8 protein-coding genes are annotated in these 14,722 nt (G+C 46.5%); 7 read left to right on the forward strand and 1 reads right to left on the reverse strand.

Features of this window, described 5'->3' with window-relative positions; genetic code table 11:
* Positions 1–12: 12 nt before the first annotated feature.
* The 6 genes from putA to ACXAGK_RS01070 all read left to right on the forward strand — a co-directional run bounded on the left by putA (position 13) and on the right by ACXAGK_RS01070 (position 12,273).
* Positions 13–3,810 carry a bifunctional proline dehydrogenase/L-glutamate gamma-semialdehyde dehydrogenase PutA gene (putA, locus tag ACXAGK_RS01045; protein WP_474853508.1) on the forward strand — a complete coding sequence of 1,266 codons (3,798 nt, stop codon included), beginning with the start codon at positions 13–15 and terminating at the stop codon, positions 3,808–3,810.
* A gap of 255 nt (positions 3,811–4,065) precedes the next feature.
* On the forward strand, positions 4,066–5,517 hold the full coding sequence (locus ACXAGK_RS01050) for a TolC family protein (RefSeq protein ID WP_474853510.1): 1,452 nt from the start codon (positions 4,066–4,068) through the stop codon (positions 5,515–5,517).
* On the forward strand, positions 5,514–7,016 hold the full coding sequence (locus ACXAGK_RS01055) for an efflux RND transporter periplasmic adaptor subunit (RefSeq protein ID WP_474853512.1): 1,503 nt from the start codon (positions 5,514–5,516) through the stop codon (positions 7,014–7,016). The genes ACXAGK_RS01050 and ACXAGK_RS01055 overlap by 4 nt, the downstream gene beginning before the upstream one ends.
* Positions 7,006–10,233 carry an efflux RND transporter permease subunit gene (locus tag ACXAGK_RS01060; RefSeq protein WP_474853514.1) on the forward strand — a complete coding sequence of 1,076 codons (3,228 nt, stop codon included), beginning with the start codon at positions 7,006–7,008 and terminating at the stop codon, positions 10,231–10,233. Before ACXAGK_RS01055 ends, ACXAGK_RS01060 begins: the two co-directional genes overlap by 11 nt.
* A complete protein-coding gene (locus ACXAGK_RS01065) occupies positions 10,205–10,945 on the forward strand; it encodes a response regulator transcription factor (RefSeq protein WP_474853516.1) in 741 nt (246 codons plus the stop codon). Before ACXAGK_RS01060 ends, ACXAGK_RS01065 begins: the two co-directional genes overlap by 29 nt.
* Complete coding sequence (locus ACXAGK_RS01070; protein WP_474853518.1) at positions 10,939–12,273, forward strand: sensor histidine kinase; 1,335 nt, start codon at positions 10,939–10,941, stop codon at positions 12,271–12,273. Before ACXAGK_RS01065 ends, ACXAGK_RS01070 begins: the two co-directional genes overlap by 7 nt.
* A 147-nt stretch (positions 12,274–12,420) precedes the next feature.
* On the opposite strand, the gene ACXAGK_RS01075 is transcribed toward ACXAGK_RS01070, so the two are convergent.
* Positions 12,421–13,023 carry a TIGR04211 family SH3 domain-containing protein gene (locus tag ACXAGK_RS01075; protein ID WP_474808855.1) on the reverse strand — a complete coding sequence of 201 codons (603 nt, stop codon included), beginning with the start codon at positions 13,021–13,023 and terminating at the stop codon, positions 12,421–12,423.
* Between the two features lie 172 nt (positions 13,024–13,195).
* Between ACXAGK_RS01075 and ACXAGK_RS01080 the strand changes: the two genes are divergently transcribed.
* A complete protein-coding gene (locus tag ACXAGK_RS01080) occupies positions 13,196–14,701 on the forward strand; it encodes a CYTH domain-containing protein (protein WP_474853520.1) in 1,506 nt (501 codons plus the stop codon).
* Positions 14,702–14,722: the final 21 nt, after the last annotated feature.

Raw genomic sequence — 14,722 nt, forward strand, 5'->3', positions numbered from 1 at the left:
GAAAGGGTTGCAATGCTCATTAACGACACACTTCATACAACTTCACCCCTACGCCAGCGTATAAGAGACTACTATCGCATTAGTGAGTCGGTGGCTGTGGATCAAATTCTTCCTATTGCCGAGGTTAACCCGCGTGCACGAAGTCGTGCATGGGAGCGCGCTCGCAAGATGGTACTTCAAATTCGTCGTGAACAAGAAGGTCACGGTGGCGTTGACGCGTTATTGAATGAATACTCGCTATCTACTGCAGAAGGTGTGGTATTGATGTGCTTGGCTGAAGCCCTGCTGCGTGTTCCAGATAAAGCCACTCAAGATGAGCTTATTCGTGACAAGTTGTCTCAAGGCCAATGGACGCCGCACTTAGGCAATTCAGAATCTTTGTTTGTTAATGCGTCTGCCTGGGGCCTATTGTTCACCGGTAACATGGTGAACTATGCCGACAAGCGCAAGAAAGAACAGTTTGGTTTATTAAAACAAACCCTTGGCCGCTTAGGTGAGCCGGTTATTCGCCGTGCAATGAACATTGCCATGCGCGTTATGGGCCGTCAGTTCGTTATGGGTGAAACCATTGAAGATGCGGTGGATCGCGCCAAAGAGAAAGAAACCAAAGGATATGTGTATTCTTACGATATGCTTGGTGAAGGCGCACGTACCATGCATGATGCTGAGCGTTACTACGATGCATACGTGAAAGCCATTAAAGTTATCGGTAAAGCGGCCAATGGTCGTGGGCCTAAGCGTTCACCGGGTATTTCGGTAAAACTCTCTGCTATTCATCCGCGCTTTGAATTTTCTCATCGCGAACGCGCCATGGAAGAAATACCGCCGCGTTTAAAAGCGCTGTGTATGATGGCGAAGGAATACGACATTGGTTTAACGGTAGATGCGGAAGAAGCCGACCGTCTTGAGCTTTCTTTAGACATCATCGAAGCAGTATTTCGCGACGAAGACTTAAACGGTTGGACGGGCTTTGGCTTGGCGGTGCAGGCTTACCAAAAGCGTGCAATCCACGTTATAGAGCACTTACGTGAACTTACCCTAGAGGTAGGTCGCCCGCTAATGGTGCGTTTGGTTAAAGGCGCATATTGGGATACTGAGATTAAGCTAACCCAACAGGCGGGTCTTGAAGAGTTCCCTGTGTTTACCCGTAAGTCTTCAACCGACGTGTCATACCACGCTTGTGCGAACCGCTTACTTGAGTACCGCGATACCATCTATCCGCAGTTTGCTACGCATAATGCTTACACAGCATCTGTTATTGTTGAGCTTGCTGGCGATGACAAAGAAGGCTTCGAGTTCCAGTGCCTGCACGGTATGGGCGATACGCTTTATGACCAGGTGGTAACCGAAGATAAAATTCAGTGTCGCGTGTACGCGCCAGTTGGTGAACACGAAGACCTCTTGGCCTACTTGGTGCGCCGTCTTCTTGAAAATGGTGCGAACTCTTCATTCGTGAATGCCATTGTTGATGATGAAAAGCCAGTTGAAGCCTTGCTTGAAGATCCTGTAGAGAAAACGCAGCGCTTGAAAGTGCGTTATAACAAGTTAATTAAAACGCCACGTGGGCTGTATGCGCCAGAGCGCGACAACTCGCGCGGTTTAGACCTTACCGACACTAATGCGGTAACAGCACTTAAACATGAACTTGAACGCTGGCAGGATTACTACAAAGCGAAAGGCGACATTCCTGCAGGCGCTACACCTGTTGTAAACCCTCTAGATCACAATGATATTGTGGGCTACCACCACTACGCAACGCCCGACGAAATGCGTAAAGCGTTAGATGACACTGATGCAGGTTTTGATGCCTGGTCTAAGCGTGATGTGAGCGAACGTGCAGAGATCCTGAATCGTACGGCAGATGCGCTTGAGCGCCATATGGCTGAGCTTATTGCCATTTGTATGCGCGAAGCGGGTAAAGTTGCGCAAGACAGCATTGATGAAGTACGTGAAGCGGTAGACTTCTGTCGCTATTATGCAGTGCGCGCTGAAGAGCTTGCTGAAGACCAGCGCTTAAAGCCTCGTGGCGTAGTACTTTGTATTAGCCCATGGAACTTCCCATTGGCCATATTCCTTGGACAGGTTACAGCGGCATTAGCAACGGGCAATACGGTTATTGCTAAACCTGCTGAGCAAACCAGCATTGTTGCACAGCGTGCGATCGACATTATGCACTCAGTAGGTTTACCGGAAGATGCATTAAAGCTTATCGTATCGCCGGGTAAAGAAGTGGGTGAAACCTTATTGCCTGATGAGCGAATTAAAGCGGTAATGTTTACGGGCTCAACGCAAACGGGTACGTTGATTTCACAAGTGCTTGCAGAGCGCGGAGGCGAACAGGTACCGCTTATTGCAGAAACGGGCGGTCAAAACTGTATGATTGTCGATTCGACGGCACTGCCAGAGCAGGTTGTTGACGATGTCATTCGCTCAGGCTTCCAGAGTGCTGGTCAGCGCTGTTCTGCGCTTCGTGTGCTCTATGTACAGGAAGAGATTGCAGATGATCTTACTGAAATGCTTATTGGTGCAATGAAGGAGTTAACCGTAGGCGACCCCACGCAGCTAGCAACCGATGTGGGCCCTGTTATCGATGAGAAGGCACTTAAAAGCCTAACAGACCATCAAAAAGCAATGGAAGATAAAGCAAAGCTACTTTATCGCTCATCATTGCCTGAGCAATTCGAAAACGGTACCTTCTTCCCACCGACTTTGTATGAAATCAAGAACATTGATGTGTTGGAAAAGGAAGTATTCGGTCCAGTGGTTCATATTGTGCGCTTTAAGTCGAAAGACCTTGATGGCGTACTAGAGCAAATTAACGGCACGGGCTATGGCTTAACAATGGGTGTTCACTCGCGCATTGAAGAACGTGCTAACGAAATTGCAGCAAAAAGTCGCGCAGGTAACGTTTATATTAACCGCGATATCATTGGCGCTATCGTTGGTGTTCAGCCGTTTGGTGGCCGTGGGCTATCTGGTACGGGTCCAAAAGCAGGTGGTCCTAACTATTTGTCTCGCTTGATGATGGAGCGTGCTACGCCTAAGCCTTCACATATTGACGATGTAGACGGTACTGATACTGCGCTTGTAGGTGATGAAAAGATTGCCGAGCGTGCTCACGTTATGATGGATAGAGCAAAGGCAGTGGAAGTGCAGTGGCGTCATACGCCGTTGAACGACCGGATCTCTATGGTACGCCAACTTCTAGCGAAAATTGCGAAAGTAGACATTGTTGACGAGCTAGCCGACGACTTAAACCGTACGCTTGCGACGGCGCGTCAGCAGCTGATCAGCGTTGAGCGCAAGTTAGCAAAACCACAAGTTCTGCCGGGGCCAACAGGTGAGTCGAACAAACTTTACCTAGAGCCGCGCGGTATCTTGGTATGTTTTGCCGATAAAGAAGTAACCTTTGAATATTGGTTACTCTCTGTTGTAACAGCACTTTCAACCGGCAACCCAGTAGTGTCAGTTGTGTCTGAAATCTTCTATGATGAAGCCGTAGAAATTCAGAACAAATTTGAATCGACAGGCGCACCAAAAGGCTTATTCCAAGTAGCGCGCCTTGCCCACTTAGATACCCTGTTGATGGATGAAGATTTATCGGGTGTTGTAGTGGATTCGAGTACTGAACGTACGGCGAGAATCTCGGCCATGCTGTCTTCTCGTGAAGGGGCTATTTTGCCGGTAATTACCGCGGAATATAACGATAACCTTATTCAGCGTTTGATGACCGAAAAAACTATCAGTATTGATACAACGGCATCAGGCGGCAACACGTCGTTGATGACCCTAGTTGAAGATGATGAATAAGCGGTAGCGTTTGCTTCAAATAGCTAATTAGCGATTGTATCAATATATTAGGCCAGCTTGACGCTGGCCTTTTTTATTCGACTTACTCTGGGCTTCATCTAAGCCTTTTCATGCCTTTCTCCTCTTTTTCTTATCACTTTCTCATGCCTTAACCCTGCCTTAACCCTGCGTTTGAAATACTAGCGTTAGTTAATTTAAACAAGTTGCGTATAGGCCTTAAAAAGTAAGCTATGCGCCAAGCAATAGGCATAAGTAATGGGCAAGATAAAACTTACGGTAAATAGTATTACCCTTTGTATTTTATTATCTGCATGCACAAGTACTGATGACAGAAGATTGAGCGAATCAGCATCCCTTACAACGGGAAATGATGTCGTGTGGCAGTCCCAAGCGCAGCAACAAGTTTCAGCGCAAACCCTAGTGTTGAATTCAGACACTGGGTTAACCGACGTAATAGATCTCAATCAGCTTCCGCATTTAGCAGACTATATTGATGAAGCTTTGTCTTCCAATGCAAGTCTGCAGCAGGCGTTAATCACGCTTCGAAAAGCACAAGTTGCTATCGATAGCGCAAAAGCAGACAGAAACGTGAATGTGGACACAAGTTTCTCAGCATCAAAAAGTGAAACTACAGGCAGCAGTTCATCTACTACTAGTACGGACGTAAATACAAGTAATCAGCTAAACAACCCAAGCTATAGCGCAAGTTTAAACGTTAGCTGGGAGCTGGATTTGTGGCAGAAAATTAGCGATGGCATAAGTGCTGCTAACTTAGATGCCGCGAGCGCCAGAGCCAGCTATCAATCGGCCAGAGATTCATTGGTTGCTAGCATAATAAGAAGCTATATCGATGTACTCACTCAACAGCAATTACTAAATATCGAACAGGCTCGGTTATCGGTACTAGAAAACAACGAAGCAGTGATCTTAACGCGCTATCGCACCGGGCTTGGAAGCCTAGACGATTTAGATACTGCGCGTACAAGCAGTGCAAATACCCGAGCTTCTATTGCCCAGTATGAATATGCTCTGTCATCAGCCAAGCGCACATTGGCAGTACTCCTAGGCAGGCAGGACCAATCGCTAAGCGAGCTTGATACGCAGGTGAATTTTCCAGATATCCTGTTGCCGCTTGCTAATCTGCCAAAACAAGACCTTGCCCGCAGACCCGACCTTCAGGCGGCCTTCTATACGATACAAGCAACAGAGTTCGAAGTTGATGTGGCCTATAAAGCTTTACTGCCCAGTATTAGTTTATCGGCATCGCTATCTGATTCTGCCTCTACACCCTCACAAGCTTTGTTTACAAACCCTGTATGGACATTGCTTGGACAGATGACGGCACCTCTTTTTCAGGGAGGCGCATTAAGGGCGCAAGTAGAAGACGCAAAACTTACCGCAGCAAATGCTTGGTGGCAGTATCGCGAAACGCTATTAACTGCGGTGCAGGAAACCCAAAACGCACTAGATAGTGAAACTGCCTACAGTGCGCGAATTGGCCATACAAATGTGGCGCTCGCCAATGCTGAGCGCAGTGTAGCTACCATTGAAGGTCAATATCGACAAGGTCTTGCTGATATCTTGGACTTACTTTCGGTGTATGACACGCGCTTTGACTTACAAGCTCAAGCTGTTGAGCTTCACGCCCAAAAATTACAAAACCGAATTGACTTAGGCCTGGCTCTTGGCCTTGGAGTGTCGCAATGAGAAATAAACGAATTATCGTAACCTTAATCGCTGCTGCGAGTATAGCGCTGGCAGTCATGTATACCATGGTGAACATGGGGGCTCAGCATCCTGGCGCTCGGCCGCAGGGGGCGCCTAAGTCAGAACCACCGTCTTCGCAATTACCCGATGATGCAGAGCAATTAAAAGATGACGCCTCAACAGTGAGACCAGCAGGTAGTGGAAGACCGTCAAGAGGTGATACGGCTGAAGGCACTATGCTTCGCCCATCTAGGGGTAATGAGAATGAAGTAGCCAAAGAAGCAGGTGAAAGGCCATCTGCAGATAGCCCTTCTTACCGAAGCCAAAAAGTAGAACAAAGTGTTGATTCTCAGCTAGCTCAAGTAGGGGTTATTAAGGTAACCGCCAACAGCTACAAGGCCAAAGTAAAGGGGTATGGTCAGGTAGTTCCTCAAGATAGCTTGAGCTTAGTCGCACAGGTTAGCGGGCAAGTTACTCACTTATCGCCAGCTTTTAAGACGGGCACGTTAGTTGAAAGTAACACAACTTTAGCGCGCATTGATGACACCAGCTATCAGCAGGCATTAGCAAGTGCCAATGCGACCTATCAGACAGCTGTAGTAAGCCTAGAAGAGGAGCGCTTGCAGGGAACACAAGCTAAAGATGAATGGACACGTTCGGGGCTTGAAGGCGAGCCACTATCCGCGTTGGTTTTAAGAGAGCCACAGCTTAAAGCCGCGCAGGCGACCTTGGATGAAGCCGAGCAGTCGGTAAACTCAGCAAAGCGAGACTTGGCGTTTACCTCCTTACGTGCCCCTTTTAATGCTGTGGTGGTTAGCCGTGATATAGCTCTGGGAAGTTTTGTACAGGCCGGCAGTGCTGTCGCAACACTTTATTCTACTGATGTTGCCGAAGTAGCTATAGGGCTCTCTCCGAGCCAATGGACTCAGTTACCTTCGGTTTCTGGAGCGCAGCTCTCTGGTGATGCTGCTTTTAATTGGTCGGTCACGCTGACCGATACCACCACAGGCAATAAATGGGATGCCAACATCGCTCGCGCTGAATGGCATCAAAGCGATACAACGCGCCAGCGCAATGCTATTGCGGTTATTGAAAAGCCATTAGATCAAGCAACTCCGCTTTTATTCGGCAGCTTTGTGCAGGCAGAAATTGAAGGAAGACAGCTCGAAAATGTATGGAAGCTACCGGCTTCTGCCATTTCACAAAAACAAGAAGTTTGGTTGGTAATGCCGGGCACCGGGCAACTAGCGAAGTTTACTCCCTCAGTGCTTTTTGAAAGCGATGGCTATGCCTATATCACTCCACCTAAGGCAAGTGATATTAAGGGCAATATTGCAAATGAGTCTTGGGGCAATGCGGGCAGTGAAGCCGAGCCAGAACCTGAAAGCGAAGTACGTCAAGCGATGGTCGTTGCGCGCCCTTTAAACAGTTACCTGATCAACACGAAAGTTAAGCCTGTTGTGGAAGGACAAACGGGAGGGCAAACCAATGACAAATAACCGAAACGGCGGGCCTTTTGATGGCAGCGAAGAGCCTAAAGGTAATAGACATAACGGGAAAAGTCCTCGGGGAATTATCGCTTGGTTTGCACAAAATTCGGTGGCGGCCAATTTACTGATGGTTAGTCTTATCGTACTGGGTTTAGTTTCCATGAACGATATCCGCAAAGAGGCGTTTCCAAGCATGGAGCCACGCTTTGTTACCATATCGATGACATATGATAGCGGTGACCCCAAGCAAGCCGAAGAAGGCATTGCCATCAAAATTGAAACTGCGCTAGAGGCCATTCCCGGTATTAAACGAATTTCGTCTACCTCAAATGCCAGCGGCGCCAGTGTGCAGGTAGAAAAGGAAACCGAATACGATTTAGACACGCTTTTCAACGACATCAAAACCGAAGTAGACAGTATTTCTAACTTCCCGTCGGATGCTGAAAACCCGGTTATCAGCAAAGCGCGCCGTCAAGAGCATGCTATTTGGGTACAGCTTTATGGTGATGTCGACCACGCTACGCTGCAGTACTTGGGAGAGCAATTAGAGCGAGATTTACTGGCCAAAGAGGATATTCGGGAGGTCAGCGCGGGTAGTTTTGTCGACCCCATGATGTCTATAGAAATAGACGAGGGCAAGCTTCAGGCCTATGGTTTAACGCTATCTGATGTGGCAGATGCGGTAAACCAAGAGTCTAATACCGCCCTTACAACCAGTTTGCGTAACAAAGAAAAAGTAATTCGGTTAAAAGCCTCTGAGCAGTCTTACTGGGCGAAAGATTTTGCTGACATCCCCCTTATTGCCGATACCAGTGGCGTAATACTTTCCGTTGGCGATGTGGCGACGGTACGCGATATGTTTGCCGATGACAGCTATCACTTGTCTCGTTACAACGGAACCAATGGATATGGTATTCAGGTGCTAATGGATGAATATGGCGACGTAACGAAAATGGTGCAGCAGGCCCACGAGGTAGTGGATGCGTGGCATGATAAAGGTTTACTACCTCAAGGTGTCGAACTCGAAACTTGGTATGACAAAAGCACGCTCATTACCGAGCGCTTGGAATTGCTTACCAGTAACGCACTAATGGGCATTGTGTTGGTGTTTGTTACTCTTGCTGTGTTTCTTAATTTGCGTGTGGCATTTTGGGTGGCGGCTGGCTTGCCGTTTATTTTCTTCGGCACCTTGTACTTCATGACCGATAGCTACACGGGAATGACGCTAAACGAGATGACCACGTTCGGCTTTATAATGGCACTTGGTATAGTGGTAGACGATGCCGTAGTGGTAGGAGAGAGCGTTTACGCCACGCGAAAACAACACGGCGATACGTTACATAATACCATTTTAGGTACGCATAAAGTGGCGGTGCCCACACTGTTTGGGGTGTTGACCACGGTAGCAACCTTCTTCGCGCTATCGAACGTATCTGGCGGCTTAGGTACCTTGTACTCGCAGTTTGGCACTATTGTTACTTTGTGTTTGCTGCTCTCGGTGGTGGAGTCAAAGCTCATTTTGCCCTCGCATTTAGCCCACTTGCCAACCAAACAGAAAACCCGAAAGGGGATAGGCGGCCTGTGGAATAAAGTGCAGCAAAAAGCGGATGGTGGACTTCAATGGTTTAACTACCGAGTCTATCAACGCTTGTTGAAGGTCACTGTAGCCTACCGCTATGCAGCCGTTTTATTGTTTATCGCGCTTTTTATCTTGGTTGTTAGTTTACCGCTAACGGGCGCTGTACGTGTAAGCTTTTTCCCCAGCATGCAAGGTGATACTGTTTCGGCGAATATGTCCCTATATAGTGATGCTAGCTACGGACAGAACGAACGCAACTTAATGCTGCTAGAGGAAAATGCGCTTGAAGCAGATCGCCAGCTAATCCAAGAAAATGGCACTAGTGAAAGCGGTATTAGTAGTTTGCAAGTAACGGCGAGTAGCGATCAAAGTGGCACAATCACCATATCACTTGATGAAGACTCGCCTTATTCTTTGGATGAGTTGTCTGCACGCTGGAATGCCTTAACTGGCAACTTAGAAGGCGTAAAAAGCTTAAAGATACGCTCTCGACGAGAAATGGTCGACGGGTTCAATGTTGAAATAAAAAGCATTAACGACGATACCTTAACGGCGGCGAATGACGCTTTTGTTCAAGTGCTTAACAATATTGATGGCGTATATGCAGTAGAAAGCTCGCTTACACCCGGCGAAGCCATGATGCGCTTTGAACTTACTCCCGAAGGACGAGCCTTGGGGTTAAATACCCAAAGCCTATCGCAGCAGCTGTTAAAAGCGTTCGGTGGAGAAATTGTTCAGCGCTACCTGCGCGATAAAAACGAAGTGAAAGTGCGGGTACGTTACCCTGAAAAGGATAGGATGAACCCGTCAGATGTAATGAATACCCAGGTGCGCCTGGATGATGGCACAGTGGTACCAATTTCCGTAGTGGCGAATGTTATTCAAGATGTACAAGAAAAACAGGTAGTACGTATTGATGGATTGCGCGCTTTAACGGTAAGTGCCTCGGTGGATAGCGATGTTATTACTTCTACAGAATTGGTTAACTATCTTAACAGCGAGTTTGTACCCCAGTTGGAACGCCAATACCAAGACTTATCGCTTTACTTTGCCGGTGAAGCCGAGCAGCAAGCGGAAACGCAAAGCTCAATGCAAAGCGTGTTTATATTAGCCTTGTTGTCTATTTTTGCGTTGTTGGCTATTCCGCTTAAATCCTATGTACAGCCGCTTATTATTATGACCGCCATCCCCTTCGGTATAGTCGGAGCCATTCTTGGGCACTGGTCAAATGGCCTTATGATAAGCCTACTGTCGTTAAACGGCATATTGGCGCTTAGCGGCGTGGTAGTTAACGATAGCTTGTTATTGGTCTCGCGATTTAATGCGTTACGTGAAAATGGCATGCCTGCGCATGCGGCGGTTATTGAAGCGTGCACCAGTCGCTTACGTGCTGTGCTTTTAACTTCAATTACTACCTTTGTAGGTTTATACCCCATATTAGGGGAAACCTCGGTACAGGCGCAGTTCCTCATTCCGGCAGCGGCGTCATTGGGTTACGGTATTTTGTTCGCCACTCTTATCACGCTTTTATTAATTCCGGCATTACTGTTAATTTATGAAGATGTAAGCCGTTTAATGGCAAAGTATTTGGTAAAACCTTTAACGGAGAGTACGGTTAATGATCCGCGTGTTACTAGTGGAAGATGATATGGGCCTAGCCGGCAATATCATTGACTATTTAGAGCTTGAAGATATGGTGTGCGACCACGCTGCTAATGGCGTGGCAGCACTAACATTTATGCAAATTAATCCATATGACGTTGTGGTCTTAGATATCAATTTACCAAGACTTGATGGCTTAAGCGTATGCGAAAAAGTGCGCGGTGACGGCAACGATACGCCTATCATTATGCTAACGGCCCGTGACCAGCTAGAAAATAAGCTCGAAGGGTTCCAAAAGGGTGCTGATGATTATTTAGTAAAACCCTTTGATATGCCTGAACTGGTAGCACGAGTTTCAGTGTTGGCGCACAGGCGCTCATCGCAAGTGAAAAGGCTAAACTTCGGTAATGTGAGCTTAGAATTAGGTAGTGAAGTGGCAAGTGTTGATAACACGCCAATTAAGCTAAGTCCTACTGGCTTTACCTTGCTAAAATCCTTATTGCAGCAGCAAGGAAAGGTTATGCCACGGGAGCGTTTACTCAATGCGGTGTGGGGGGAGGACGCGCCCGAAAGTAATGCGCTAAAAGTCCACCTTCACAATTTGCGCAAATCGTTGGCTCAAGCTAAGGCAAACATAGAAATTAAAGCCGTACCGGGCGCAGGATTTTGTGTTGCCTTAAAAACTGATCAAATGGCAAATGAGAGCTTGGGTAACACTTTGTCGTCAAATAAAAGTAAGGACACTGACCAATGGTAAACGGCCTTCGCATCAGCTTAAGACGTTATGTCTTATGGTCGTTGCTAAGTTTAGCGACTATAGTCATTGTGCTGTTTTCTATACAAAGTAGCGATAGCTTTTTCGATGGTATGGACGGCATGCTCAGAAATACCATGATAAGGGCCGCAAACAGTACCGAGCTTGATAACAGCAATCATGCACAGATCCTCGATTTACATGTTTATGCTCATTACAATGACTTGCCTGATGAAGTGAAGCAAAGCTTTTCCAAAGAGCGCTTTGAGCCATATATCCTATTAAAAGATATCAACAAGCCAGATTGGTTTTCTCGCCCAGTTTCGGCGCACTTTGCTGTGTTGGTCCCTCTGGATGATGGAAGGCTTCGATACGTTTCCCAAGTGTTCCGAGCGCCGCCCTCAGATGGTCAAAAGCACTTTAGAATTAACCATGTTATCTACAGTGCTATTGTAGGTTTTGTCGCACTTATTTCCTTTTCTGTCGCGCTTCTATTTTTAATGCGCAGCGTGTCTCGTCCTATAGAATCATTACAACGCTGGGCAGCCTCTCTTGATGAGAAAGAGCTCGATAAACCTATTCCTGAGTTTCGCTACAAAGAGCTTAACGCGCTTGCGGCGATAATTCACGGTAGCTTGCAAAACGTACGTACTACGCTTAACCGAGAGCGGGAGTTTGTTAATCATGCCAGCCATGAGCTTAGAACGCCTATTGCCGTTATTAGAAGCAGTGCGGCTTTACTGCATAGAGTGATAGATAGTGAGAATACCAAAGGCAACAACGCTCTAGCGCGGGTGGACCATGCCTCAAAAACCATGGCGGATTTGACAGAAACATTACTGTGGTTAGGAAGAAATGAAGAGACTGCGCTGCCTAAAGAAAAAGTGAATCTAAAAGCTATGGTTGAGGCTCTTAGCCAAGACTTAATGTATTTGCTGTCAGGCAAAAATGTGAATGTGCAATTGCACCTGAATGAGTGTGAATTAATGCTGCCTAAAACCGCAAGCGAAATAGTGATTGGAAACGTAATTCGAAACGCTTACCAGCATACCCAGCAAGGTAACGTCACCATCACGCTTTCAGGTGCAACGCTTACCGTACTTAATGAAGAAGATGGCATTGAGCAAAACGAAAATGCCTCCTTATCGGTAACGCCAAATAGTGAGTTAGATGGCGGTTTTGGAATAGGCTTAAAGCTTATCGATAAGCTATGTACGAAGTTGGAATGGGGTTATTCACACAAGAAGATCATCGCACAAGATACAAAAGATAGTATGAAAGGTATGAGTTCTGTGGCGCAGGGGTATAGCGTTGTGCTTGAGCTGCAGTAGCCTGCAAACAGGGCAGAGTTAATATACTATTATTGCTGTACTGTTCTTAGAAAGATTATATTAGACCCTCTAAATGCATCTACAAAAAACGCCGATGTTTAACATCGGCGTTTTTTTCTGTTTAAGCATTTTTTATAAATGCTAGCACTACATCCATTCGCTGTTTCTACGTTTGCGCTTAGGAAGGTAAGTGAGCATTACACCAAGCAATATCCCCACGCCTGCCACTATGCCACCGCGCGTAAACCAAGTAACAAGCTCATCTTTATTCGCGCTTTCAACCTTGGCGGTTAAACGAATGATTTGAGACGCTTGTTCGTCGTTTGTAGTGGTAAGTTTAGACACCTTTTGACGAGCATCGTTAAGCTGCTGACGAAGTCTGGCGTTTTCTGACTGTGCAGCTTGCAGACCACTTTGGCTCTCAGCAAGCTTCTCACTAACTATAGGCAACTGCTCTGCCTGCGACATTGTGTTAGACACAAATTTACTTTCCACCCAGCCTTTACGTCCTTCATCGTCGGTAATTTGCGTGAATTCAGCATCATTGTCGCGCGAAATTACCGTAATAGGGGTGCCAGCTTCTATTGAACCTAGGATACGATAGTTACGACCAGGTCCAGTATGCATAAAGATAAACAAGTCATCTCTTATGTAGTGCGAAGAAGACGCTTCTAAATCAGCGGTATCTTGTAGCGAAAATGCTTGAAAAGAGCATGCAATAAGGGCTGCTGCTAACCACTTTCGAATCATATGGAGTCCAATTTTAGAATTTAAAACGTGAAGATGGTATTGGTTGACCGCGATAAAGGCAAGTTTGTTCCACTTTTGTCTAATTTAAGCGACTTGTTTAACAGCAGCAACATTGCGAAAAGTAATCGACAAGGGTAAGGTGTCAGCATCATAAGCTGTGCTTAGCGCAACCATGTCAGAAATAGAATTAAAATTTGTAACGGGTGACAATGCTCACCAGGCGTTTACCCAACGTGTACTCCCTCTTTTTGAAAAACACAATATCCAGGTTAACTCTCATCGCGAAATGCGCTTAGAGAACGATTATTACGATACGGATCAGCTCGATTTTCAAAACAATAGAATGGGCTTTCGAGTACGTGGTAATAATGGCGAGTACGAACAAACGTTAAAAACCAATGGTGTAGTAAGCGGTGGCTTGCACAAACGCATGGAATATAACGTAAGTCTTGATAACGCAAGGCCGGATCTCACGTTATTCGAGTCGAATGTGTGGCCCGAAGGTTGGGACATCACAACAAAGAATGCGAGCCTTTCTAAACAGTTTAGTACACACTTTACGCGCAATGCCTATGTGGTTACTTTAGGCGATAGCCAAGTTGAAATTGTCTTAGACTGCGGTCAAGCCAGTACGGATAAAGCCAACTCCCCCATCAATGAGATTGAGCTTGAATTAATGTCAGGGGACATCAACAGTCTGTTTTCGTTGGCTGTGCTAATAAACGACAATATGCCGGTGCGTTTAAGCGATGTGTCAAAAGCCGCGCAGGGCTATCAATTGCTACACGGCTTTAACGCTAAAGTTCGCCATCTGCCAGACTTTCTAGCCCTTGAAGAGACCACCACCACAGAAGAGGCATTCGGCCAAGCAGTGCAAACCGCTTTGGCACATTGGCAGCATCACGAGCATGTCTTCTGCGAGAGTGGCTCTATAAAAATGCTGGCTGAGGTTGCTAAAAGCGTTAGGTTGCTACTGCAGAGTGTGTCGCTTTATCTACCCGTATTGCAGTGCCCAGAGCTATTAGCCTTGCACAAAAAACTGGTAACCCATGCGCAAAAGTGGGGCTGGCAAGATGATTTACAAAGTTTGCGCTACTTGCTGTCTAAAAAGAGCATGTTTAACAAAACCTTAAGCAAGCACCCAGCGGTAGTAAGCTACCTGCAAGGGCGCCAGACAGGTTTAATGCAGGCCCATGAGCCTGAAAAACTATTTTTCGACAATGATGCTACAGACATTAAGCTTCACGCTATAAGTCTTATACAGAATAAGCCTTGGCAAAAGGTAGCAACGGGGTTTGATCACCCTGTACTTGACCATGCAAAAGGATGGTTATCGCAAGGGTGGCAAACCGTGCAGCAGAGTATGCCCCTCAATAAAACCATGGGACCAGCTAATTACAGTGCAGCGGAAATAATGCTAAGACAAACCCTGTGGAGTGGCTTTTTGCTTGGTGACCTATTTGTTGAAGAGCGAGGTAACTTTCGTGCGCCTTGGTTAGATTTACTTACTGGCATTGATGAATTAAACGCATTGCTCATGCTGAAGCAATCAATAGACGATGCGGAAGTGGACTCTCACGATGAGGTACGCAAATGGACAGCAGAGAAACTCAGTACGTTAATTCGAATTATGGAGCGAACGCGCACTGTGGCTATGCAACGTGAAATCTACTGGTAACCCATGTCGGTGGACACGTAT

Source organism: Alteromonas sp. ABM1_013 (assembly GCF_056160505.1).

What these genes read in the sequence shown, in the direction of transcription:
- putA (WP_474853508.1), top strand. Translation starts at nt 13, where the DNA reads ATGCTCATTAACGACACACTTCATACAACTTCACCCCTACGCCAGCGT.
- ACXAGK_RS01050 (WP_474853510.1), top strand. Translation starts at nt 4,066, where the DNA reads ATGGGCAAGATAAAACTTACGGTAAATAGTATTACCCTTTGTATTTTA.
- ACXAGK_RS01055 (WP_474853512.1), top strand. Translation starts at nt 5,514, where the DNA reads ATGAGAAATAAACGAATTATCGTAACCTTAATCGCTGCTGCGAGTATA.
- ACXAGK_RS01060 (WP_474853514.1), top strand. Translation starts at nt 7,006, where the DNA reads ATGACAAATAACCGAAACGGCGGGCCTTTTGATGGCAGCGAAGAGCCT.
- ACXAGK_RS01065 (WP_474853516.1), top strand. Translation starts at nt 10,205, where the DNA reads ATGATCCGCGTGTTACTAGTGGAAGATGATATGGGCCTAGCCGGCAAT.
- ACXAGK_RS01070 (WP_474853518.1), top strand. Translation starts at nt 10,939, where the DNA reads ATGGTAAACGGCCTTCGCATCAGCTTAAGACGTTATGTCTTATGGTCG.
- ACXAGK_RS01075 (WP_474808855.1), bottom strand. Translation starts at nt 13,023, where the DNA reads ATGATTCGAAAGTGGTTAGCAGCAGCCCTTATTGCATGCTCTTTTCAA.
- ACXAGK_RS01080 (WP_474853520.1), top strand. Translation starts at nt 13,196, where the DNA reads ATGTCAGAAATAGAATTAAAATTTGTAACGGGTGACAATGCTCACCAG.